The sequence below is a fragment of the Microbacterium plantarum genome (assembly GCF_035231185.1).
GTDB classification, from domain to species: Bacteria; Actinomycetota; Actinomycetes; order Actinomycetales; family Microbacteriaceae; genus Microbacterium; species Microbacterium plantarum.
The window spans coordinates 408502-430852 of sequence record NZ_CP141117.1; the positions used below are offsets into that span (position 1 = coordinate 408502).

Genomic DNA, 22351 nt, shown 5'->3' on the forward strand with positions numbered 1-22351 from the left:
AAGTTCGTGTCGTCCGGTCGGCCTAGCATGGGTGCCATGACCGACCCCGTCCTTCCCTCCGGCATCGACATCGCCGAGCTGAGTCCCGAGATCCGACCGCAGGACGACCTGTTCCGGCACGTCAACGGCAGCTGGCTCGAGCGCACCGAGATCCCCGACGACAAGGCCCGCTGGGGATCGTTCCACGTCATCGCCGAGCAGGCCGAGAGCGACGTCCGCGCCATCATCGACGAGGCGACGACCGCCGAGCCGGGCACGGTGCAGCGGAAGATCGGCGACCTGTTCACGAGCTTCATGGACACGGCTCGCATCGACGAGCTCGGTGCCGAGCCGCTCCGACCGCAGCTGGCGCGCGTCGACGCGGTCGACTCGATCCCGGCGCTGCTGCGCACCGTCGGCGAGCTCGAGCGCGAGGGCATCGGCGGCATGATCGGTACCTTCATCGAGCCCGACCCGGGCAATCCCGAGCGCTACGTCGTGTTCTTCGTGCAGGGCGGGCTGTCGCTCCCCGACGAGAGCTACTACCGCCTCGACGGCTTCGCCGCGACGCGCACGGCGTTCCGCGGATACGCCGAGCGCATGCTCGAGCTCGCCGGGGTCGCAGATGCCGCGGAGCAGGCCGAGCGCATCGCACGGCTCGAGACGGAGCTCGCCGCGCACCATTGGGACAACGTGCGAAACCGTGACGCCGTCGCGACCTACAACCTGCACACGTGGGACGAGGTGACGGCCCTCGCCGGCGTCGACCTCGACCCGTGGCTGGAGGGGCTCGCGCCGCGGCACCGTGACGGTTTCGCCGAGATCAACGTCAATCAGCCGAGCTTCCTCTCCGGGCTCGGCACGCTCTTGACCGACGAGCACCTCGAGGACTGGAAGGCCTGGCTGCGTTTGCAGGTCGTTCGCGCCTCGGCGCCGTTCCTGCCCGACGCTTTCGTCGCCGAGAACTTCGACTTCTACGGCACCCAGCTCACCGGCGTGCCCGTCAACCGCGAGCGCTGGAAGCGCGGCGTGAGCATCGTGCAGGCGGCGCTCGGCGAGGCTGTCGGCGAGATCTACGTCGAGCGGCATTTCCCGCCGCAGGCCAAAGTCGAGATGGATGCCCTCGTCGACAACCTCATCGAGGCGTACCGGCAGTCGATCACGGGGCTCGAGTGGATGACGCCGGCCACCCGCGAGCGCGCGCTCGAGAAGCTCGCCGCCTTCACTCCGAAGATCGGCTACCCCGACCGCTGGAAGGACTATTCCGCGCTCGAGATCGACCCCACCGACCTCCTGGGCAACGTGCTGCGTTCCACCGAGTGGGAGTACGAGCGTCAGCTGGCGAAGCTCGGTCAGCCGATCGACCGCGACGAGTGGCACATGACGCCGCAGACGGTCAACGCGTACTACAACCCGCTGATGAACGAGATCGTGTTCCCCGCGGCGATCCTGCAGCTGCCCTTCTTCTCGTCCGAGCGCGATGCCGCGGCGAACTACGGCGGCATCGGGGCGGTCATCGGTCACGAGATCGGGCACGGGTTCGACGACCAGGGCAGCGCCTACGACGGCACCGGCGCGCTCAACGACTGGTGGACCGACGCTGATCGTGCTGCCTTCGAGGAGCGCACGGGCGCCCTGATCGAGCAGTACAACGCCCTCGTGCCGCGGGGCCTCGGCGACGAGCACACCGTGAACGGGGCGCTGACCATCGGGGAGAACATCGGCGACCTCGGTGGCCTCGGCATCGCCCTCAAGGCCTACCGGCTCCACCTCGCCGCGACGATGTCGCCGGAGGAGCTGGCCGAAGCGCCCGACGGTCCCGTGATCGACGGCTTCACGGGTGTGCAGCGGCTGCTCCTGAGCTGGGGTCAGATCTGGCAGCAGAAGGGCCGCGACGCCGAGACCATTCGACTGCTCACGATCGACCCTCACGCTCCGAACGAGTTCCGTTGCAACCAGATCGTCCGTAACATCGATGCGTTCTACGACGCATTCGGCGTCACCGAGGGAGACGAGCTGTGGCTCGCCCCAGATCGCCGCGTCACGATCTGGTGATCACCCGAACCGAATCGCTCAGACTGACTCCGACGGAGACGAGAACATGACGGTGGATGGATCCGAGTCCTCCTCCGGGACCGCCCGCTCGCGCGCGGAGCGACGGGGCGCCGCGCGTCCGCGACGTCGCTCGAGCGTGCCGCGCCGGGGGTTCGCGTCGACCGAGAAGGCGCTCGACACGCTGGCGGCTTCAGGAGCACGGGTGTCCGTGCGGGTCAGCGACCTCGACCGCGGCACACCGGTGCTCGCGGGCGACGACTTCGTCACGCTGCCCGTCGCGGGGATGGGGATCGTCCCGCTGCTGATCGAGGTGGCCACGCGGTTCGACGCCGGGACCCTCGACCCGCTCGAGATCGTCGATCGTTCGACAGTGGGCGACGTCGCCGTCGCGGGACTCTGGCGACACCTCGTGGCACCGGCCCTCCCGCTCGGCGACCTCGCCGTGCTCGCGGCTTCGACGGGCGACGCCCTCGCGGCCAACGCCCTGCTCGAGCGGGTCGGTCTCGATGCGGTGCGCGCCCGGATCGGGAGCCTGGGGATGCCGCGCACGGCGTTGCTCGACCGGTTCCGTGACACCCGTGGGCCCGACGATGCCCCGCACTACGCGCTCGGCACGGCACGCGAGCTCGCCGCGATGTTCGCGGCCCTCGTCAACACCGACGTCGTCTCGCCCGGCGTCAGCGCCCAGGTGTCGGAGTGGCTGAGCCTGAACCACGACCTGTCGCTCGTCGGCTCGGTGACGGGACTCGACCCCTTCGCGCACGACGACGACAAGCACGAGCTGCTGTTCGTGAACAAGACCGGCCGCGCCGACGGCATCCGCGCCGAGGCCGGCGTGCTCGCCGGCCCCCGTGCCGGGGTGTCGTACGCGCTCCTGGTCGGGTTCGACGACCTGTCGATGAGCGACCGCCTGCGCGCTCATGAGGCGTTCCGCGCGTTCGGGCTCGATCTCATGGAGTACGTCTTCTGATCCGATCCCGCTGTTCGCTTGACTCTCACACCGTGTCAGGCTGTCGAGTGGGATCACCATGTTGAGTATCGGAGAGTTCGCCCGGCTGGCCGGCGTGTCGGTGCGGATGCTGCGCCATTACGACCAACTCGGTCTGCTGCATCCGCATCGCGTCGATCCGGCCTCGGGCTACCGCTCATACTCCGCGTCGCAGCTCGATCGAGCCAACCGGCTGATCGCGCTGAAGGACCTCGGCTTCACCCTCGAACAGGTCGGCCGGCTGCTCGACCACGGTATGTCGTCGGCATCGGTGGCCGCGCTCCTGCGGGAGCGGAGGGCTGAGCTGAGCGGTCAGATCACCGCGGACGTACAGCGGCTGCACGAGGTCGAGGCGAGGCTCCGATCGATCGAGAAGGAGATACCCGTGTCCACATTCATCGAGACCGCACTGCCCGAGCTGACTCTGACTCAGCTGTCGGTCCGCATCGACGAGATGGCGCAGATCGAAGACGAGATCAGCGTCATGTTCCAACGCGTGAACGACAGCATCGATGCCGCCGGTGCGCGACGGCTGGGCCCCGGCGTCGCGGTCTACATGACAACAGGCGACGGCATGATCGCCGCCGCGGCTGAGCAGATCGGTGACGCTCCGGTGCCCGACGGCCTCGAGCGGGCGGTCGTCTCGGCCGAACCGCGAGCGCTCACCCTTCGCTACGAGGCCGACGATCTCGCTGGCATCCAGAGCGCGTGGCAGGCGCTGGTCGCCGAGGCGGAGCGGCGCGGACTGCGATCCGACGGCGCGTGCCGCGAGATCTACCTGCAGACGCCCTGTGACGGCGACCGATGGGTCATCGACCTGCAGCAGCCCGTGTCCTGAGCGCCGGTGCGGGCAGCGCTAGCCTGGGGGAGTGAGTTTGCTGGATCCCCGAGAAGCCGCACGACGTGAACAGGCCAAGTATCGGGGGACCACCTCCGCCTGGGCCGCGAGCCTGATCTGGGGCATCCTGTCGGTCGCCGCTGCGGCGGTCGTCGGGTTCGCTATCGGCGGCATCTTCGAGCAGCTCCGGGTCGTGAACATCAACAGTGTGTTCGGCACGCGCGACACCGGCGTCCCCATGGCTGCGCGCGGGTGGGGCCTGCCCGTCGGCATCCTTCTGCTGATCGTCTGCATCGGCCAGTACGGCAAGTGGAACCACCGGTTCAGCGCCCGCGAGAAGGGCTACGCGGCGATCGGCCCGCTCACGATGATCCTGGCCGGGCTGGCGATCGGCACGTGGATCGCGACGACGATGTGGATCGAGCCCGACGCCGTCGGCGTCGCCGTCGACCCGACATTCGGCGGCAACGAGACCTGGGGTGTCGGCGAGTGGATCCTGTACGCCGGACAATGGTGGCTGCCCGGGCTCTTCACGCTCCTCGCCGTGCTGAGCTACATCGCGCGGGTGCGCTCCCTCGCGACGCGCCGCCGCAACAACGCGGTCATCTCGCGCCTCCTGGCCTCCGGCTCGCGCGTCGACGCGGAGATCGTCGAGGCACCCCTTCCCGCGCATGACGCGTCGCGGATGGCCGCGTCGCTGGTGGCGAAGTTCACCGACGCCGTGGGCACGGATCGTTGGGTCACGACCATGGTGCTCATCGCGCCGCGCGAGGTGCCGGCGATCGGTGACACGCGTCCGCTCGTATTCGATCCCGCCGATCCCGGCGACACGACGCGCATCTTCCTGTCGCCGACCGGCGCGACGGGCCCCGACGACTTCGAGCCGGTGCAGCCCGCGAGCTGAGACCCGGCCCGCGAGCTCGCGCGGCCCGCGGTCAGAAGACGATCGTGTGGTTGCCGTGTCGGATGACGCGGTCCTGCGCGTGCCACAGCACCGCCCGCGAGAGCACCTGACGCTCGACGTCGGCGCCGCGGCGGGCGAGCTCGGCCGCCGTCTCGGCGTGGGTGACCCGGATCGTGTCCTGCTCGATGATCGGCCCCTCATCGAGGTCGGTCGTGACGTAGTGGCTCGTCGCGCCGATGAGCTTGACGCCGCGTTCCTTGGCCTTCTTGTAGGGCTCGGCGCCGATGAAGGCGGGGAGGAACGAGTGGTGGATGTTGATGACGGGCACGCCGAGCTTCTCGAGGAAGTCCGACGACAGGATCTGCATGTAGCGGGCCAGGACGACGAAGTCGACGTTGCCGACGAGCAGCTTCAGGATCTCGGCCTCGGACGCCGACTTGTCGGGGCCGGGCGTCGACGGGACGTGGAAGAACGGGACGTTGAACGAGCGGACGTCCTCGGCCGAGGTGGTGTGGTTCGACACGACCATCGGTACCGTCACGGGCAGATCGCCGCGGCGGTGGCGCCACAGCAGGTCGAGCAGGCAGTGGTCCTGCTTCGACGACAGGATTGCCATGCGCTTAGGCACCGACTGGTCGGTCAGCGACCACTGCAGGTCGAACCCGGCGAGCGTCTCGCCGATCTCGGCTTCGATCGACGGGCGGTCGACGGCGAAGTTCGGGCGGTGGAAGACCACGCGGCAGAAGTAGGCGCCACCGGTCGGGTCGTCGGAGTACTGGTCGAACGCGACGATGTTGCCGCCCACGCGGGTGACCATCGCCGACAGGGCGGCGATGATGCCCGGCTGGTCCTGCCCGTGCACGATGAGGCAGGCGTGGGCGGGGTGGAGCGCAGTCGACGAATCGGTCATCCTTCGATTCTGCCCTGTCCCAGCCCCCGGTTCGGCACCCGGCTCAGTCGACGTCGAGGTAGTCCTCGATGACGAAGGCGGCCTCGCCGGCGTGCGTCGCCGGGAAGAGGTGCCCGCCACCCTCAAGGGTCACGAGGCTGACGAGGCCGGGAGCGGCGGCCTGCAGGCGCTCGCCGTTCGCGGGCGGCAGCACCTCGTCGTCGGCGCCCTGGATGAGCATGACCGGAACCGTCGGGGCGAGCGCGCGCCACTCCTCGGCCGACACGGATGCCGCGGCCGCCGCCTGCAGCGGCTCGAGGTCGGTGCGGGGCTCGTCGCCCTCGGCGCCGAGCAGCAGCACGCCGTCGACGCGGTCGGTGTGGTCGATCGAGACGGTGCGCGCGACGGCGCCGCCGAAGGCGTGACCGCCGACCCAGGCGTCGCCGAGTCCGACGTGGTCCATGACGTCGACGACATCCTGTGCCAGGTCGTGCAGCGTGACGCCCTCGGTCTGCGCCGTGCGGTAGCCGACCCGCAGGATGCGGAAGTCCTCCTCGGCCAGCACGTGGGCGAGCGTTCCGAGCGCCGCGACGTTGCTGTAGCCCGGGATCAGCACCAGGACCGGCTCGCTGCCGGCATCCTCGACGTAGGGGATGGCGCGGCCCTCGGGCTCGAAGATCTGCGGCTGTGTGTCGGTCATGGCTCCCTCTCGCGGTGTCCTGCGACCATTCACGCTAGCCGAATCAGCTGGGCGCCCGCGGTCGCGGGTGCATCGCGGCCCGACAGCCCGCGGGGGTGGCTCACCAGACGATGCCGCCGCCGAGCGAGATGCCGCCCCAGGTGAGCAGCACGAAGATGCCCGCGAAGACGACCGGAGCGATACCCGCGCCGCTGCGCGCGAGGCCCTTGAGCAGGGCGATCACCACCAGCACGGCGGCCACGAGCGAGAGACCGCCCCCGAGCACGAAGCCGATGAACAGCGGGATCGGCATGAGGATGAGCCCGAGGAGGCCGACCCAGAAGGCGGCCCAGGCGGTGGGGTTGGAACGACGCGCGACGGAAGAGGACATGTGTCCATCCTCTCGCGTGTGTCAGCGGACGTCGCGCATGAGAGCGAGCACGGGCTTGCGGGCCGCTGCGAGCGCGAGGCCGAGGACGATCGCGATGGCGGCGAGGATCGAGAAGTAGGGCACCTCGTTCTCGGGATTGTAGAGCGGCGCGAGCAGTCCCGAGATCGCCGTTCCCAGCGAGACCGAGAGGAAGAACAGCGCGACCATCTGCGTCTGGAACCTCGCCGGCGCGAGCTTCGTCGCGGCCGACAGCCCGACGGGCGAGATCAGCAGCTCGGCGACGGTGAAGACGAACAGGATGCCGACGATGCCGAGCAGCGGGGTCGCGGCCGGGCCGCCGCCGGCGAATGGCAGGAACAGCAGGAACGCCAGTCCCATGACGATGACGCCCGCGGCGAATTTGATCGGCGTCGAGGGCTGACGTGTTCCGAGCTTCGTCCACAGGGCCGCGAAGACCCCCGAGAGGATGATGATGAACACGGGGTTGATGGAATTGACCCAGTCCGGCGGCATCTCCCACCCGAGGACGTTCCGGTCCAGCCGCTTCTCGGCGTAGATCGGGATGACGGTGAACTGCTGCTGATACAGCGACCAGAAGGCGACGCTGACGATGAAGAGCGGGATGAAGCCGTACACGCGCGACCGCTCGGTCGAGGTGATCCGAGAGCTCGAGATGATCACGGTGAAGTACGCGAGGGTCGCGGCGATGACGACGATGACGACGACGAGCGACAGGTTGTCGGCCCGGATGACGCCGAGGGTGATCAGGAGCGCGATAGCCGCGACGGCTGCGACCGCGATGCCGATGACCAGCGGGTAGCGCGACCGGGGCAGCGGGTTGGGAACGCGACGTGCGGCCTCGGGCAGCGACCGGCGTCCGATCGCGTACTGGATCAGGCCGATGGTCATGCCGACCGCCGCGGCTCCGAACGCCCAGTGGAAACCGAGGCTCGTGCGCAGGAAGCCGGTGAGCAGCGGCCCCGCGAAGGCGCCGAGGTTGATGCCGAGGTAGAACAGCGAGAATCCGGCGTCGCGGCGGGGGTCGTGCTCCGAGTAGAGGGATCCGACGACCGCCGTGGCGTTCGCCTTCAGCCCGCCCGAGCCGAGCGCGACCAGCACGAGTCCGACCGCGACAGACAGCAGCCCCGGGAGCACGGCGAGCGCGACGTGGCCCGCGACGATGATGATCGCGCTGAAGAAGAGCACGCGCTCGGAGCCGAGCAGGCGATCGGCGATCCAGGCTCCGAGGATCGTGGAGAGGTAGACCGCTCCGCCGTAGGCGCCGACGATGCCGACGGCTGTGGCCTCGGGCAGGCCCGCCCCGCCCTCCGAGACCGAGAAGTAGAGGTAGTAGACCAGGACGATCTGCATGCCGTAGAAGCTGAACCGCTCCCACAGCTCGACACCGAAGATGTGTGTGAGCGCCCACGGCTGCCCGAAGAAGCGGCGGTCGTTCCGGCTGTCGTCGGGGGAGCGGGGGCGGGATGCGGTGGTGTCTGCGTCCTCGTGGCTCATGGATGCCGACGATACGCCGCTCAGGGCAGCGACGGGCGCGACTCGTGCGGATCGCGGCGCTGCGGTATGCACAGCGCCACGGCCAGGGCGATCACGGCGGCGCCCAGGCCGAGGGCGAACGAGACCTGGAACGCGGCCGGTGTCGGCACGGCGACGCCGTCGCGCTCGATCGACAGGGCAGCCAGCACGGCGCCGACGAGAGCGGCCGCGGTGCTCGTCCCGAGGGAGCGGAAGAGGGCGTTCAGGCCGTTCGACGCGCCGGTCTCGGTCGGCGGGACCGAGCGCATGATGAGCATCGGCATGCCGGCGTAGCCGAATCCGATGCCCACGCCGATGAGGAGGTTCGCCACGAGCAGGTGCCAGACCTCGGAGGCCCACAGCAGCGAGAAGCCGTAGGCGAGGATCAGGGCTATCGAGCCGAGGACGAGCAGCAGGCGCGGCCCCACCGTTCGGGCCAGTCGCCCCGAGAACGGCGAGAGGATCATCATCACCAGACCCGCCGGCATGATGATGAGGCTCGCCTGCAGCAGCGTCAGTCCGAAGCCGCCGACCGTCTCGGAAAGCTCGAGCATCTGCGGGTACGACACGTTCGAGGCGAAGAGCGAGAAGCCGATCGCGACCGACGCGAGGTTCGTCAGCAGCACTGCCGGGCGGGCGGCGACGCGCAGGTCGAGCAACGGGTCGGCGATGCGCAGCTCGAACCGGCCCCACACCATCAGGACGAGGATGCCGCCGAGGCCGCACGCGAGGGTCGCCGCCGAGGTCCAGCCCCAAGTGTTCCCGCGCGAGACCGCGAGGAGCACTCCGGTCAGACCGACCGCGAGGCCGATCGCCCCGATGAGGTCGAAGCGCCCCGGCGTCCGCAGCACGCTCGGGGGAACGACGAGCACGACCAGCACGAGCACGATCGCGCCCAGGCTCGCCGACATCCAGAACAGCACGTGCCAGTCGCTCGTCTCGGTGATGAGCGCGCTCACGGGCATGCCGACGGCGCCCCCGACGCCGAGGGTCGCCGACATCAGTGCGATCGCCGCGTCGACGCGGTTCTCGTGCAGCACGTCGCGCATGATCGAGATCCCGAGCGGCACGACGCCGGTCACCGCACCCTGCAGCGCGCGCCCCACGATCACCCCGACGATGTCCGTGGACAGCGCCGCGACGACCGACCCGGCGATGAGCAGGCCGAGCAGTACGAGCACGATGCGGCGCTTGCCGTACATGTCGCCGAGGCGCCCCGCGATGGGGGTGAACACCGCGGCGGCGAGGAGGGTGGCGGTGACGACCCACGCCGTGTCTTCGCGGCTCGCGTCGAGCAGCTCGGGCAGTTTCGACTGAATGGGGACGACGAGGGTGAACATGAACGACGAGGCCAGTCCCGCGATCGCCAGCACCGTGACGATCGCGCCCTGTCGCGGCATCCGGGTGATTCGTCGTCGTCCGCTCTCACCCGATGCCATCCCTTCAGGCTATCCGCGGCGGCGTAGGGTGGGCTCATGAGCGAGAGCGTTCCCCCGACCCCAGCCGACGTGCCCGCGGGGATCGACATCCGCCCCCTCGAGACCGTCGCCGACATCTTCGCCGGCGCCGCGGTGCTGCGCGAGGTGTGGGGCGGCGACCGCGATTCGGTGCCCACGAACCTCATGCGCGCCCTCGCCTACTCCGGCAACTACGTGGTCGGACTCTTCGACGGCGACCGGGTCGTCGGTGCGTCGGTGGCGTTCTTCGCCGAGCCGGGTGCGCGGTCGATGCACTCGCACGTGACCGGTGTGCTGCCGGAGTACCAGCAGCAGGGACTTGGGCGCGTGCTCAAGCAGCACCAGCGCGCGTGGGCCTTCGCCCGTGAGGTCGGCACCATCACGTGGACGTTCGACCCGCTCTTCGCGCGCAACGCGCACTTCAACCTGCAGGTACTCGGAGCCCGCATCAGCGACTACCTCGTCGACCAGTACGGGCTCATGGACGACGGCATCAATCGCGGCGAGGTCACCGATCGGCTCATGGTGACGTGGCCGCTCGCGGCGCCGCCGCAGGAGCGTCCGTCCGACGACCGGATCGTCGCGACGATCGAGGTGCCCGCCGACATCCACGCCATCCGCGCCGCCTCTCCCGCGGACTCCGACGCCTGGCGCGACCGCGTGCGCGCGCAGTTCCTCGAGCACTTCGCGGCCGGGCTCACCGTCGGCGGCTTCGACGACGAGCGCGGCTACCTTCTCGTCCGGCCCTGACCCGCGCGGCGCGGCGTGGTTACTCCGCGCCGGCGTCGCGCCAGTCGTCGGACTCGAGGTGCGAGCCGGCCTGCGGGCCCATCTGCAGCATCCCGCCGTCGACGACCCACGTCGCACCGGTGACGTACGACGACGCCGGCGACGCCAGGAACGCGACGACCGCGGCGATCTCCTCGGGCTTGCCCGGGCGCGGGATCGGGATGCCGGGGCGGTGGGTCTTCTCGGCCTCGTCGCCCTCCATGTCGTTGATGGGGGTCGCGATCTCGCCGGGCGCGACCGAGTTGACGGTGATGTCGCGGGGGCCGAGCTCCTGCGCCATCGTCTTCACGAGGCCCTCGAGGCCGTGCTTCGAGGCGACGTAGGCGGCCGAGCCGACGCGCGGCTGCGAGCCGTGGACGCTCGTCACCGCGATGATGCGCCCGCCGTCACCGGCATCCGCCATGAGCTTCGCGGCGGTCTGCATTCCGAGGAAGGCGCCGTCGAGGTTGAGCGCGACGACCGTCCGCCACCCGTCGAGGTCGAGGTCGAGCACGGGCCCGCCGGTGCCGCCGCCGGCGTTGTTGACGAAGACGTCGAGGCCGCCGAGCTCCTCGGCGAGGTGCTCGATGACACCGGGGACCTCCTCGAACTCGGTCGCGTCGAACTGGGCGACGACTGCCTTGCGCCCCCGGGCCCGAACGCCCGCTGCGGTCTCGTTCGCGCCCTCCTCGTCGGAGTGCCAGGTGACCCCGACGTCCATCCCCGCGTCGGCGAGGGCGAGGGCGGTCGCACGGCCGATCCCCGAGTCGGAAGCGGTCACGATGGCACGGCGAGGAGTGAACGTCATGCCCCGACGCTACGAACCCCCGGCGCGGTGTCGCACCCGGTTGACAATCCCGCGCGGGAACTCCTCAGATCCCGGCGCCCGGAAACGACGAAGCCCCGTCATCACGCGAGAGGTGAGACGGGGCGTCGTCGGATCCGAGGAGTCAGCGCGGGGTCACTCCGCCGAGGTCTCCTCCGGAGCCGGAGCCGGAGCCGGAGCCGGAGCCGGCGCCGAAGCCGCGGCGGCGTCGTCCTCGCGCAGGCCCTGGGCGACACCGCGGCCGGTGGCCTGGCCCTGGATGATCTGGCGCAGGTCGATGCCGGTCGTGGCCTGCACGGCGTCGAAGGTGGCGCGCATGCTCGACGCGCTCTCGGAGGCGATGTGGCTCGATGCGCCGTCGCCGCCGAGCACCGTGATGGAGCCGACCTTGTCGAAGCCGCGGGCGAACTCGGTCATCAGCGGCACGAGGGCCTCGATCGCACGCTGGGCGAGCAGGGCCTCCTGGTTCTGGGCGATGGCGGCGGCCTCGGCCTCGATCGCCTCGGCGCGGGCCTCACCGGCCAGGCGCACGGCGTCGGCCTCGGCCTGGGCGCGCAGGCGCGTGGCCTCGGCCTCCTGGGCAGCGATCTGTGCGCGGGCCTCGGCGGCCTTGACCTCGGCGTACGCGTCGGCGTCTGCCTTGCGCTGGCGCTCGTAGAGCGAGGCGTCGGCGACCTTCTTGATGTCGGCGTCGAGCTGGGCCTGCCGGTTCTCGGCGGCCTGCAGCAGCACGTCCTGCTCGCGCTGCGCGCGGGCGAGAGCCTCGGCCTGCTCTGCCTCGGCGCGGGCGCGGCCGACCTCGGCGGAGGCGGCGGCGGAGTTCTTGTCGTACGCGGTCTGCTCGATGAGGTTCGCCTCGTCGGTCGCGAGCTGACGCGCCTTGACCTCGCGGGCGGCGTTGATGCGGGCGACCTCGGCCTCGCGGCGAACGCGCTCGACCTCGGTCGCGCCGAGGGCGTCGATGTAGCCGTTCTTGTCGGTGATGCCCTGGATCTGGAACGAGTCGAGGATGAGGCCCTGGGCCAGCAGGTCGCTCTTGATGCCCTCGGCGATCTGGTCCGACAGTTTCTGGCGGTCCTTCATGAGCTGCTCGACGGTCAGCGTTGCGACGACGCCGCGGAGCGCGCCCTCGAGCTGTTCGGTCGTGAACTGCTCGATCGCGCCGTCCTGCGACAGGAAGCGCTCGGCGGCACGACGCACGAACTCGGGGTCCGAGCCGATCTTCACGAGGGCCACGCCTGCCACCGACACGGTGACGCCGTTGGATGCCTGAGCCGTGGGCTCCATCTTGATCTGACGTGCGCGCAGCGAGATCATCTCGGCGCGCTGGGTCAGCGGGTTGACGAGGGCGCCGCCGCCGGTGATCACCGAGATGCGCGAGGAGTCTCCCGCCGCGTTCTTCTGGCTGCGACCGACGACGACGAGCGCCTGGTCGGCCTTGGCGACCTTGTACCAGGCCCGCACCATGATCAGCAGGAAGATCAGAAGGATGATGACGGCGATCACGGCGATGCCGCCGATTACGAGCGCGCCTCCGGCGAATAGAGCTTCCATGCTGACCTTTCCCGTGCGTAACGATGTGTCCTTCGACCGTATCGGGGTCGACCTGCGCGGCGCGACTAGAATCGAGGATGCCGTTGTCTGCGGCATCCGCGCCGTCGGCGCATCCCGAAAACGACCATGAGGAGCCACCTGTGGCCGAGCAGTCCCGCCTCGACAAAGTCATCGCCCTCGCCCGTCACCGCGGGTTCGTCTTCCAGGCGGGGGAGATCTACGGCGGTTCGCGCTCCGCGTGGGACTACGGCCCCCTCGGCACGGAGCTCAAGGAGAACATCCGCCGCCAGTGGTGGCAGACCTTCGTGCGCGGTCGCGGCGACATGGTCGGCCTCGACTCGTCGATCATCCTGCCCAAGCGCGTCTGGGAGGCCTCCGGCCACGTCGCGACCTTCACCGACCCCCTGGTCGAGTGCCTGCAGTGCCACAAGCGCTTCCGCGAAGACACCCTCATCGAGGACTTCGAGGCGCGCAAGGGCCGCAAGGCCGAGAACGGCCTCGCCGACGTCCCGTGCCCGAACTGCGGCACCAAGGGCCAGTACACCGAGCCCAAGTCGTTCTCGGGCCTCGTGAAGACCTACCTCGGCGTCGTCGACGACGAGACCGGCCTGTACTTCCTGCGCCCCGAGACCGCGCAGGGCATCTTCGTGAACTTCTCGAACGTCCTCACGGCGAGCCGCAAGAAGCCGCCGTTCGGCATCGGCCAGGTCGGCAAGGCGTTCCGCAACGAGATCACGCCGGGTAACTTCATCTTCCGCACGCGCGAGTTCGAGCAGATGGAGATCGAGTTCTTCACGCCGCCCGCCGAGGCGCAGCAGTGGTTCGAGCACTGGGTCGAGGCGTGCTGGAACTGGTTCATCGAGCTGGGCATCGACGCCGACAACATGCGGCGCTTCGACGTCCCCGAGGACGACCGCGCCCACTACTCCGCCGGCACGATCGACGTCGAGTACCGCTTCGGGTTCCCGGGCAAGGAGTGGGGCGAGCTCATGGGCGTCGCGAACCGCACCGACTACGACCTGGGCAGCCACTCCGAGGCATCCGGCCAGTCACTGACCTACTTCGACCAGGCATCCGGCGAGAAGTACACGCCGTACGTGATCGAGCCCTCGTTCGGCCTGACGCGGGCCATGATGGCCTTCCTCGTCGACGCGTACGACGAAGAAGAGGTGCCCAACGCGAAGGGCGGCGTCGACACCCGCACCGTGCTGCGCCTCGACCCGCGCCTGGCGCCCGTCAAGGTGGCCGTGCTGCCCCTCAGCCGCAACGAGCGTCTCTCGCCGCTGGCGCGCGAGGTCGCCGACACGCTGCGCGGCCGCGGCTGGAACATCGACTTCGATGACGCCGGTGCGATCGGGCGCCGCTACCGCCGTCAGGACGAGGTCGGCACGCCGTTCTGCGTCACCGTCGACTTCGACTCGCTCGACGACCGGGCCGTCACCGTGCGCGACCGCGACACGATGGCCCAGGAGCGCATCGCGCTCGACGCGCTCGAGGGCTATCTCGCCGAGCGCCTGCGCGGCGCCTGACGCACCTTCGGGCGGAGAAAAGCGCGAACCTCGGAGCCATCCTGCGATGGACTCCGAGGTTCGCGCTTTTCTCCGACGTTCGCGCCCGAGAGCAGACCCGCGGGTCAGGGGGTGCGGCGTCGCCGCAGCGCCAGGAACAGTCCGCCCGCGGTGAGCAGCACCGCCGCGGCGAGCGCCGCACCCCACGGCAGTTCGCCGCCCGTCGCGCTGAGGCTACCGCTCCCGCTGGCCGTGCCGCCCGCGGCGCCGCTGCCGCTCGAGGCGCCGCTCACGACCGTCACGGCCACGCGGATGTCGTCGAACCCGGGCGACGTGATGACGAGCGTGTGCTCTCCGGTCGGGAGGTCACGGGGGATGGCGACGGCGAAGCGCACCTCGCCTGACGCATCGGCCGCGGGGATGCCGCTGACGACGATCGGATCGCTGTAGAGCGTGGCGCCGATCTGCTGCTGCGGCTCGAGGCCCGAGACCCGTACGGGCAGCGATCCGCCCTGGGCCACGCGGCCGTCGCCGATGTCGACGGTCGCCCACGCGTCGGGCTCGCCGGGCTCACCCGGACCGCCCGGTTCGCCCGGCGTGGTCAGCGAGTCGACGAGGTGCACGACGCCCCACCGCGAGGTGGTCTGGTAGCCGGTGCCGGTCGGCTCGGCCCACGTGTGCACGGCGAAGCGCGAGCCGCCGCGAGCGTCGTTGACCTGCGCGTCGAAGCCTTGGAAGGTGCCGGGACCACCGAGCGGAACGTCGCTCTGCCCGCCGGACTGACCGACGAGGTCGATGGCCGCCTCGACGATGTACCCGTTCGCGGTGCGCGCGGTCGCGCTCTCGAGCAGTCGTGACCGCTGGAGCGCCTCGTTGCCGGTGCCGAAGGTGACGTCGCCGTCGACCGTGATGCGGATCTGCGTGTCGTTGGGACCGTACGCGCCGCTCTTGGTGTTGCCGAGATCGAGGAAGATCTCGACGCCGTCGCGGTTCCAGGGATCGCTGTTCGACGTGTCGATCTCGGGATCGACGACCTCGAAAAGGGTGTAGAGCACGTTGTCGCGCCAGAGCGTCCGGACCGTCGCCGTGGCGCCGGTCGCGTCGCCCTCGACGCGCTTGGCCGTCTCGATCCGCGGAGCGTCGGCCCACGCGTCATCCACGACCGCGTCGACCGTGATCGTGTCAGCGCGGGGGATCTCGAGGTACGACAGCTCCTCGTAGAAGGTCAGCTGACCCATGGCACCCGCCGAGTTCCACGATCCCACGAGCCCGTCGGCACCGAAGACGCGCACGTCGAAGGCGGCGGTCGCGCCTACGGCCGGGGCTTCGTGCGGCAGCTGAACGACGGAGTAGAACGCGCCGTCGGCCTCGACGGTCCGGCCGGCGAGGTCGCCGCCGGTGCCGAAAGCGGCCTGCTCGTCACGGTAGGTGAACTCGATCCGCTCGGGCCGCACGTTCGAGCGAACGAGCACCGTGAGGTGATCGTCGCTCCAGCGCGTCTGGAAACCGCCCGCGTCGCCGGTGAGCGGGTGCTCGGGCAGGTTGCGCCATTCGGCGGCATCGACGATCGCGCCGTCGAGCCCCACGTCGCCGCGGAACACATCGGCGGTCGTCACCAGCGGCGGCAGACCGTCGTCCTGGCCGATCGCACCGAAGAACGCCGACTTCGCGCTCAGGTCGCCCGCGAACAGCAGCGGCGCCTGCTCCGAGCGCCACGAGCGGGCGTCGGTGAGACCCCACACGGTGACCGAGTAGAGGCCCTCGGATGCCGGCGCCCCGGCGTGGTAGCCGCGGAACACCTCGAACGCGTCGCGGTAGTAGTACCCCTGGCGCGCGAGGTTCGCCGCGGTGGCGGGGTTGACGGTGACGTCGAGCTCGGTGACCGCCTGCATGAGGCCGAGTCCGGCGAACCGGTCGAGCGCGCTCGCGAGAGCGCTGACAGGGGTGTTGATCGAGACGTGGAACTGGTGGCCGACGCCGTCGAGGGGCGTTCCGGCGGCGACCATCCGGCCGACGAGGGCCTCGTACTGCGTTCCCTTGGCGTCCTGCTCGGTGTTGTAGTCGTTGATGAACAGCTTCACGGGGCGGTCCGAGCCCGGGGCCGCGTAGTCGCGGTTGAACGCCTGGTCGGCGAGCCGGAAGGCGAGGTGGATGAACTCCTCACCGAGGACGTCGTGCCACCGGCTGGTCCGCAGGCCGTCGGGCGTCGCCTGGTCGGAGATGACCTCGTTGACGACGTCCCACGCGACGAGGGGATTGGTCTCGGACCCGAACAGGCCGTAGTCGTCGGCGATCGACCGGGCGACGTCGTCGATGTGCGTCGCGAGCCGGTCGCGCAGCAGTTGCTTGTCGGCCTCCGAGTCGGTGAGCTCTCGCCCGGAAGCATCCTGGAAGAACCAGTCGGGGGTCTGGGCGTGCCACAGCAGCACGTGCCCGTAGAGCCGCAGGCCGTTCGCGGCCGCGTAGTCGAGCAGCGCGGTGGCCTGCGGGTGGCGCTGGAACCGCTGCTGGTCGTCGTACCAGGCCTCGACCTTCATGTGGTTCTCGGGTGTGATCTGGTCGAAGTGGTGCCGGAGCAGATCGGATGCCGCGCCGCTGGTCTCGCGCTGATCGATCGCGACGCCGACGGGGAAGTCGGTCGTGTCCTTCAGCGGAGTGAGATCGAGGTCGCCTTGGCCGGCTTCGGGCACCGCGACCCGCACCTGGTCGACGAGGAACGGCGAGGTGTTGCCGGAGTTGTACCGCGCCTCGATGTAGAGCTCGGCCGCGGCGTCGTACCCGGGGATGGTGATGTCGCCGGCGACGGTCGTCCATCCGGTCGCCGAGACGCTCTCGGCCTGCAGGAGGTTGGTATAGGTGACCGTGCCGCCGTCGTCGGTGCGCATCGAGACGGTGAGGCCCTGGCCGGGATCCGCGCCGGGCGCGAAGCGCAGCGTCGCGGAGAAGGCGTAGGTCTGTCCCGCGAGAAGGGTGTCGGTGACATCGAGGAGGATGCCGTCGCCTTCGTGCGTCCGATCAGTGACGAGAGCCGCGTGCGACGACTCGACGGCTCCGCCGGGCACGACCTCCACGGTCGGGCCGGCACCGCTCGACCCGGCCCGCGGCTGCCAGGCGCCGAGGGCGCCGTCGTCGAACGTGCTCTCGATCAGGACGGTGCCCGGGGCGTCGGGGCCGGTACCCGGATTCGTGCCCGGATCGCCGTCCGTCGCCGTGACGGTGACGTCGTCGACGAGGTAGGTGTACGCGGCCGTGCCGGCGATGTCGCCGGTGCCGAGGTAGAGCCGGACGTCCTCGGTGGTCTGCGGCGACGTCCAGGTGCCGGTGACCGTCGTCCAGTCGTCGGCCGTGATGGTCGTGTTCCCGATCCAGGTGTATCCCGGGACGCCGACCCAGCGCGCCTGCGTGTCGGGCGTGCCCGCGGCCAGCCGGACGCGGGCGCTGACGGTGTACTCGGTCTCGGGCTCGAGGATGCCCAGCGCCGTCTGGATGCCGACGTAGTCGGCGTCGCGGTCCCGCACGACGAGAGCGCCGTCGACGTAGTCGAGCGTGGAGCCGTCGCCTCCGCTCTGCGTCAGCGCGTCACCGAGCGTCGGGCTCGAGAAGTCGTTGGCGACGACGGGGGTAGTCGCTCCGGGGGCCGCGGCGGCTCCCGTCGCGACGAGTAACGGTGCGGCGAGCGCCGCGGTCGCCACGGCTGCCAGTAAACGGGGTCGACGAATTCGCATGGTTCGAGCGCTCCTTTGCGCAGACCGGGGGTACGGAATGTCGACTACTCAAACATATTCGGTGTCGTCCGCCAGTCTTTTCGAAAACCGCGACTCAGGAGGCAGAGGCGTCCTTCGCTGCCGCCTTCGCCGCGCGCTTGTATTCGCGGACCTTCGTCAGCGACTCGGGTGAGACGATGTCGGCCACCGAGCGGAACGAGCCCTCGTCGCCGTACGAGCCAGCGGCCTCCCGCCACCCGTCGCCGGTGAAGCCGTACTGCTTGCCCAGAAGCGCGAGGAAGATCTTCGCCTTCTGCTCACCGAACCCCGGCAGCGCCTTGAGCCGCTTCAAGACGGTGAGGCCGTCCGGGTCGCCGGAGGTCCAGATCGCCGAAGCGTCACCGTCCCAGTCGTCCACGATCGTCTGGCAGAGCGTCTGCACCCGGCCCGCCATCGACCCGGGAAAGCGGTGCACGGCCGGCGTCAGGCGGAAGACCTCGACGAACTCGTCGGGGTCGTAGCCCGCGATCGTCGCCGCGTCGACCGACCCCGCGCGCTCGCGGATCTTCAGCGGCCCGGTGAACGCCGTCTCCATGGCGATCTGCTGGTCGAGCAGCATCCCGATCAGCAGCGCGAGCGGATTCTCGGTCAGCAGCTGGTCGGCGGCGGAGTCGTCGGTGATGTGCAGGCTCATGCTCTCCATGTTCTCATCGGCGAGACGGCAGGATGGGGGCATGACGGATCTCGTGACGCATGCCCACGACACCCGGGTCGTCGTCGTCGGCGGCGGTATGGCGGGCATCGTCGCGGCGCTCGAATGTGCGCGCCTCGGACTGCAGGTCACCCTGATCGAGGCCGGGCCGCAGCTCGGCGGCTCCCTCGACCGGGCGACGCTGGGCGACCTGACGGTGGATGCCGCGGCCGACGGCATCCCGGCGTCCGCGAAGACGCTCGCGAAGCTCATCGACGAGGTCGGGCTGAGCGATGAACTCGAGACCGCCCGCGACGACGAGCTGTGGCTCGGCGCCGGTCCGGCCGGACCTGCTCCCGCGCCCGCGGGGACGGTGCTGGGCATCCCCGCCAACCCCTGGGCCGAGGATGTGCGACGACACATCGAGGGGCGTGGCGCCTGGCGTGCCTATCTCGACCGCGTGCGCCCGCCGCTGACGGTCGGGCGTCACCGCAGTCTCGGCGAGCTGGTCTCGTCGCGCATGGGCGAGCGGGTGCGCGACCGGCTCGTAGCCCCGTATGTGCTCGCCGTCCACGGCGTCGCTCCCGAGTTCATCGACGTCGACGCCGCGGCGCCGTCGCTCAACCCCGCGCTCACGCGGACCGGCTCGCTCAGCGGCGCGGTCGCGCAGACCGTGCGCCCCGGTTCCGCGCAGCGCCGCGCGCCGCGCGGCGGGCTGTTCCGCCTGATCGATGCGCTCGAAGCGCGCCTGCGGGACTTCGACGTCGACATCCGCACCGGCGCGGCCGTGACGGAGATCCGTCGCGAGCGCGACACGTGGCTCGTGCGTGCCGACAGCGTCGAAGAGCCGGTACCTGCCGATCTGCTGATCGTCGCCGCGGACGAAGACGCCGCGCGCCGATTGCTGTCCCCGCATGTGGAGCTTCCCGCGAGCGCCGAGCCCCGGCCAGCGCCGCTCGATGTGGTGCTGCTCCGCATCGAAGGGGTCGACCTGCCCGAGCGGGGGTCGCTCGTGATCGGGCCCGGGTCCGAGCCGGCCACCGTGCGTCCGATCTCGCGGACCTGGCCATGGATCGGCGAAGCGCTGGCCGAGGGCGAGCACATCATCCGGGTGACCCTGCCGCACACCGCCGGGGCGGACGCGGAGGTCGTCGGGGCCGCGCGCGCGGCGGCATCCGATCTGTGCGGCGTCGCGATCCCGGCAGGCGCCGTACGCGCGTCGGCCCGCATCAGCTACTCCCGCGCGGCCCCGGCGTCACTGCTGGGTCATGACGAGGCGGCCCAGGCTGTCCGGGCGCGGGCGCGTGAGATGCCCGCCCTGGCGCTCGTGGGCGGGTGGCTGTCGGGCAACAGCCTCGATCGGGTCGCCGCCGACGCCATCGCCGAGGCGGACGCCGCTCGCCGTGCGGTGCTCTGGCGGGGAGTCGATCCGGCATGATAGTCGGCTCCGCCGGGTTTCGGGAGTGGATACCTGAGGCGGCATACGGCGATAGCCTGGGACCACGCAGCAACGTCGAACGTGAGGAGACCCCATGAGGGGCAAGATTGGCATCGCCGTCGGACTCGCCGCGGGCTACGTGCTCGGGGCACGCGCCGGGCGTCAGCGCTACGAGCAGATCAAAGAGAAGGCCCAGCAGGTCTGGGAGCTCGACCCCGTGCAGAAGCAGGTCGGCAAGGTGACCGAGCTCGGCAAGTCCGCTGCCCTCGCCGTCCCCAGCGTCGTCTGGGACAGCGCGAAGAAGGTCGTCAAGGCCGCGAGCAAGAGCGGCACCCCCGGCGAGAAGCTCGACGCGGCCGTGGCCGAGGGCGAGAAGGCCGCCGGCGACGTGCGCAAGGCCGCCGAGCGCGACGCGCGCAAGGTCGCCGACGCGAGCGCCGTGGCGGACAGCTGAGATGAGCACGCCCCGCGGATTCCGCGATCGCGCCGACGACAGCCTGTTCACTCTGATCGGCGAGATCCCCGAGCTGGTCCGCAACCTCGTCGTCGCCGAGATCGAGTCGGCGAAGGCCTGGGCCAAGAAGACGGGAAAGGATGCCGGCCTCGGCGGTGTCTGGTTCATCGTCGCGCTGTTCTTCCTCTTCTGGACGATCCCCGCCATCGGTGCTTTCGCGATCATCGGGCTGTCGTCCTGGCTGCCCGCGTGGGCCGCGTCGCTGATCGTGATCGGAATCCTCCTGGTGATCGCCGCCGTGTTCGCGGTGCTGGGGCTCCTCCGCTTCAAGCGTCTGAGCTCACGGCAGAACCCCGCCCAGGCGATCTCCACCGACGCCAAGATCGTGAAGGAAGTGGCCGATGAGTTCTGAGCTCCCTGACACCGCTGTCCCGCTGGGCATCTCCGACCCGGTCGAGAAGGCGCGCGCCGAGCTGAAGGCCGCGCTCGCGGCCATCGAGCACAAGGCGAACCTGCCCAAGAGGGCCGTGATCGCCACCGACCGCGCCAGCCGCGAGGCGCGCGCCTATGCGCAGCGCAACCCGGCCGGAGCTGCTGCGGCAGCAGTAGGCGTCGCGGTCGCCGTGGGCGCCGCGGTCTGGGGCATCGCCCGGCTGATCGCCCGCTGACCCGTCCGTTCTCGGCCAACCGAGTCCGGATCGATACCTCCCGCCCTCGCCTCGCGCCCGCATCGGAGTATGCTCGGAAACGAGGCAGCGGCGATGGAGCGAATGCTGCCGATGTTGCGCATCCGGGTCTGCACCGCCCGGAAAAGGAACGTGCGTCGGCCGCTCTTCCGGGGGCGGCCGCGCCTCATGAGAGCCACCATATGCATGTCGAGCCCGGCCACCCAGAGCCGCAGAAGCCCCTTCGGGGGTGGCGCGTGCTCGTGCCGCGCGGCGGTCCCTGGGGCGACCAGGTCGCGGCACTGCTGCGATCGCACGGTGCCACGCCCGTCATCGCGCCGCTGGTGAACTTCGCGCCCACGACGGATGTCGCCGATCTCGAAGGCGCGCTCGCCGAGCTCGCGGCCGGAGCCTTCGACTGGATCACGTTGACGAGTGCCACGACCGTCGACGTCCTGTACGCCTATCGCGCGGAGATCCCCGCGCGCACGCGCGTCGCCGCGGTCGGTGAGACGACGGCTGCGGCGCTGACCGCGGTCGGGTACCGCGTCGACCTGGTTCCCGACGAGGACGATTCGGCGGCCGGGCTCGCCGAGCAGATCCTCGCCATCGAGCCCGAGCCGACACGCGTCCTGGCGCTGCGCAGCGAGGTCGCCAAGCCCGTCCTCACCAGGATGCTCGTCGAGGCCGGTCACGACGTCCGCAGCGTCGTGGCGTACCGCACCGTCGGCGTCCCGGTGACCGAACGCATTGCAGCCGACGTGGCCAGCGGGCGCATCAATGCGGTGCTCGTGACCAGCGGCTCGGTCGCCGAGCAGGTCAGCGAGCAGTTCCCCGATCTGCCGGCGTCGACCCTGATCGCGGCGATCGGCCCGCGGACGGCCCGCGACGCGCGCAAGCTCGGTCTCACCGTCGATGTGGTGGCCGCCGAGACCACGATCTCATCCCTCCTCGATGCGATCGCCCGCCAGCCTGCCCCGGCATCGGGAGCATCGGCGTCCTGACGCGATCGCGGCGGTGATCGTTGCCG

Annotated in this window: 20 protein-coding genes; 11 read left to right on the plus strand and 9 right to left on the minus strand. The window is 70.3% G+C overall.

Annotated elements, in window-relative coordinates; all coding sequences use genetic code 11:
• The first annotated feature begins 36 nt into the window (after positions 1-36).
• The 4 genes from VC184_RS01960 to VC184_RS01975 are packed head-to-tail and all read left to right on the plus strand — an operon-like array spanning position 37 to position 4764.
• Positions 37-2034 carry a M13 family metallopeptidase gene (locus tag VC184_RS01960; protein WP_323987155.1) on the plus strand — a complete coding sequence of 666 codons (1998 nt, stop codon included), beginning with the start codon at positions 37-39 and terminating at the stop codon, positions 2032-2034.
• Between the two features lie 46 nt (positions 2035-2080).
• Complete coding sequence (locus VC184_RS01965) at positions 2081-3004, plus strand: serine hydrolase (RefSeq protein ID WP_112616143.1); 924 nt, start codon at positions 2081-2083, stop codon at positions 3002-3004.
• A gap of 58 nt (positions 3005-3062) precedes the next feature.
• Complete coding sequence (locus VC184_RS01970; protein WP_282501968.1) at positions 3063-3860, plus strand: MerR family transcriptional regulator; 798 nt, start codon at positions 3063-3065, stop codon at positions 3858-3860.
• 31 nt (positions 3861-3891) lie between these two features.
• Positions 3892-4764 (plus strand): hypothetical protein, encoded by an 873-nt coding sequence (locus tag VC184_RS01975; RefSeq protein ID WP_282501969.1) that lies wholly within the window; start codon positions 3892-3894, stop codon positions 4762-4764.
• Between the two features lie 31 nt (positions 4765-4795).
• On the opposite strand, the gene purU is transcribed toward VC184_RS01975, so the two are convergent.
• The 5 genes from purU to VC184_RS02000 form a co-directional block, all read right to left on the minus strand.
• On the minus strand, positions 4796-5674 hold the full coding sequence (gene purU / locus VC184_RS01980) for a formyltetrahydrofolate deformylase (protein ID WP_114589060.1): 879 nt from the start codon (positions 5672-5674) through the stop codon (positions 4796-4798).
• A gap of 43 nt (positions 5675-5717) precedes the next feature.
• A complete protein-coding gene (locus tag VC184_RS01985; protein WP_112616151.1) occupies positions 5718-6353 on the minus strand; it encodes an alpha/beta fold hydrolase in 636 nt (211 codons plus the stop codon).
• A gap of 100 nt (positions 6354-6453) precedes the next feature.
• The gene (locus VC184_RS01990) at positions 6454-6723 is read right to left on the minus strand and encodes a hypothetical protein (protein ID WP_112616153.1); all 270 of its coding nucleotides are present in this window, start codon (positions 6721-6723) and stop codon (positions 6454-6456) included.
• A 21-nt stretch (positions 6724-6744) separates the two neighbouring features.
• Entirely contained in the window at positions 6745-8238 is a 1494-nt protein-coding gene (locus VC184_RS01995; RefSeq protein ID WP_323987157.1) for a peptide MFS transporter, read from the minus strand.
• Positions 8239-8258: 20 nt separating this feature from the next.
• The gene (locus VC184_RS02000; protein WP_323987801.1) at positions 8259-9656 is read right to left on the minus strand and encodes an MFS transporter; all 1398 of its coding nucleotides are present in this window, start codon (positions 9654-9656) and stop codon (positions 8259-8261) included.
• Positions 9657-9731: 75 nt separating this feature from the next.
• Here VC184_RS02000 and VC184_RS02005 point away from each other — a divergent pair, with 75 nt between their 5' ends.
• Positions 9732-10463 (plus strand): GNAT family N-acetyltransferase, encoded by a 732-nt coding sequence (locus VC184_RS02005; RefSeq protein ID WP_282501972.1) that lies wholly within the window; start codon positions 9732-9734, stop codon positions 10461-10463.
• Positions 10464-10482: 19 nt separating this feature from the next.
• Here the strand turns inward: VC184_RS02005 and VC184_RS02010 are convergent, their stop codons facing one another.
• Entirely contained in the window at positions 10483-11289 is an 807-nt protein-coding gene (locus VC184_RS02010) for an SDR family oxidoreductase (protein WP_323987158.1), read from the minus strand.
• Positions 11290-11442: 153 nt separating this feature from the next.
• A complete protein-coding gene (locus tag VC184_RS02015) occupies positions 11443-12861 on the minus strand; it encodes an SPFH domain-containing protein (protein WP_323987160.1) in 1419 nt (472 codons plus the stop codon).
• Positions 12862-13001: 140 nt separating this feature from the next.
• Here VC184_RS02015 and VC184_RS02020 point away from each other — a divergent pair, with 140 nt between their 5' ends.
• Complete coding sequence (locus tag VC184_RS02020) at positions 13002-14390, plus strand: glycine--tRNA ligase (RefSeq protein ID WP_112616161.1); 1389 nt, start codon at positions 13002-13004, stop codon at positions 14388-14390.
• 104 nt (positions 14391-14494) lie between these two features.
• On the opposite strand, the gene VC184_RS02025 is transcribed toward VC184_RS02020, so the two are convergent.
• Together VC184_RS02025 and VC184_RS02030 are read right to left on the minus strand one after the other, a co-directional pair.
• The gene (locus tag VC184_RS02025; protein ID WP_323987162.1) at positions 14495-18061 is read right to left on the minus strand and encodes an endo-1,4-beta-xylanase; all 3567 of its coding nucleotides are present in this window, start codon (positions 18059-18061) and stop codon (positions 14495-14497) included.
• A 127-nt stretch (positions 18062-18188) separates the two neighbouring features.
• The gene (locus VC184_RS02030) at positions 18189-18767 is read right to left on the minus strand and encodes an HhH-GPD-type base excision DNA repair protein (protein ID WP_323987163.1); all 579 of its coding nucleotides are present in this window, start codon (positions 18765-18767) and stop codon (positions 18189-18191) included.
• 7 nt (positions 18768-18774) lie between these two features.
• Between VC184_RS02030 and VC184_RS02035 the strand changes: the two genes are divergently transcribed.
• From VC184_RS02035 to VC184_RS02055, 5 genes are all read left to right on the plus strand, one after another.
• A complete protein-coding gene (locus VC184_RS02035; RefSeq protein WP_323987802.1) occupies positions 18775-20202 on the plus strand; it encodes a protoporphyrinogen/coproporphyrinogen oxidase in 1428 nt (475 codons plus the stop codon).
• Positions 20203-20296: 94 nt separating this feature from the next.
• Positions 20297-20656 carry a hypothetical protein gene (locus VC184_RS02040; RefSeq protein WP_112616169.1) on the plus strand — a complete coding sequence of 120 codons (360 nt, stop codon included), beginning with the start codon at positions 20297-20299 and terminating at the stop codon, positions 20654-20656.
• Between the two features lies 1 nt (position 20657).
• Positions 20658-21068, plus strand: a complete 411-nt coding sequence (locus VC184_RS02045; RefSeq protein WP_274178254.1) for a phage holin family protein — start codon at positions 20658-20660, stop codon at positions 21066-21068.
• On the plus strand, positions 21058-21324 hold the full coding sequence (locus VC184_RS02050) for a hypothetical protein (protein ID WP_274178255.1): 267 nt from the start codon (positions 21058-21060) through the stop codon (positions 21322-21324). The genes VC184_RS02045 and VC184_RS02050 overlap by 11 nt, the downstream gene beginning before the upstream one ends.
• 200 nt (positions 21325-21524) lie before the next feature.
• Positions 21525-22325, plus strand: a complete 801-nt coding sequence (locus tag VC184_RS02055) for a uroporphyrinogen-III synthase (protein ID WP_112616173.1) — start codon at positions 21525-21527, stop codon at positions 22323-22325.
• Positions 22326-22351 lie beyond the last annotated feature (26 nt).

Coding starts and splice junctions, on each gene's coding strand:
- VC184_RS02030 (WP_323987163.1), bottom strand. CDS start 18,767: ATGAGCCTGCACATCACCGACGACTCCGCCGCCGACCAGCTGCTGACC.
- VC184_RS02015 (WP_323987160.1), bottom strand. CDS start 12,861: ATGGAAGCTCTATTCGCCGGAGGCGCGCTCGTAATCGGCGGCATCGCC.
- VC184_RS02000 (WP_323987801.1), bottom strand. CDS start 9,656: ATGCCGCGACAGGGCGCGATCGTCACGGTGCTGGCGATCGCGGGACTG.
- VC184_RS02055 (WP_112616173.1), top strand. CDS start 21,525: ATGCATGTCGAGCCCGGCCACCCAGAGCCGCAGAAGCCCCTTCGGGGG.
- VC184_RS01990 (WP_112616153.1), bottom strand. CDS start 6,723: ATGTCCTCTTCCGTCGCGCGTCGTTCCAACCCCACCGCCTGGGCCGCC.
- VC184_RS02050 (WP_274178255.1), top strand. CDS start 21,058: ATGAGTTCTGAGCTCCCTGACACCGCTGTCCCGCTGGGCATCTCCGAC.
- purU (WP_114589060.1), bottom strand. CDS start 5,674: ATGACCGATTCGTCGACTGCGCTCCACCCCGCCCACGCCTGCCTCATC.
- VC184_RS01985 (WP_112616151.1), bottom strand. CDS start 6,353: ATGACCGACACACAGCCGCAGATCTTCGAGCCCGAGGGCCGCGCCATC.
- VC184_RS01960 (WP_323987155.1), top strand. CDS start 37: ATGACCGACCCCGTCCTTCCCTCCGGCATCGACATCGCCGAGCTGAGT.
- VC184_RS01995 (WP_323987157.1), bottom strand. CDS start 8,238: ATGAGCCACGAGGACGCAGACACCACCGCATCCCGCCCCCGCTCCCCC.
- VC184_RS02040 (WP_112616169.1), top strand. CDS start 20,297: ATGAGGGGCAAGATTGGCATCGCCGTCGGACTCGCCGCGGGCTACGTG.
- VC184_RS02005 (WP_282501972.1), top strand. CDS start 9,732: ATGAGCGAGAGCGTTCCCCCGACCCCAGCCGACGTGCCCGCGGGGATC.
- VC184_RS01970 (WP_282501968.1), top strand. CDS start 3,063: ATGTTGAGTATCGGAGAGTTCGCCCGGCTGGCCGGCGTGTCGGTGCGG.
- VC184_RS01965 (WP_112616143.1), top strand. CDS start 2,081: ATGACGGTGGATGGATCCGAGTCCTCCTCCGGGACCGCCCGCTCGCGC.
- VC184_RS02010 (WP_323987158.1), bottom strand. CDS start 11,289: ATGACGTTCACTCCTCGCCGTGCCATCGTGACCGCTTCCGACTCGGGG.
- VC184_RS02045 (WP_274178254.1), top strand. CDS start 20,658: ATGAGCACGCCCCGCGGATTCCGCGATCGCGCCGACGACAGCCTGTTC.
- VC184_RS02035 (WP_323987802.1), top strand. CDS start 18,775: ATGTTCTCATCGGCGAGACGGCAGGATGGGGGCATGACGGATCTCGTG.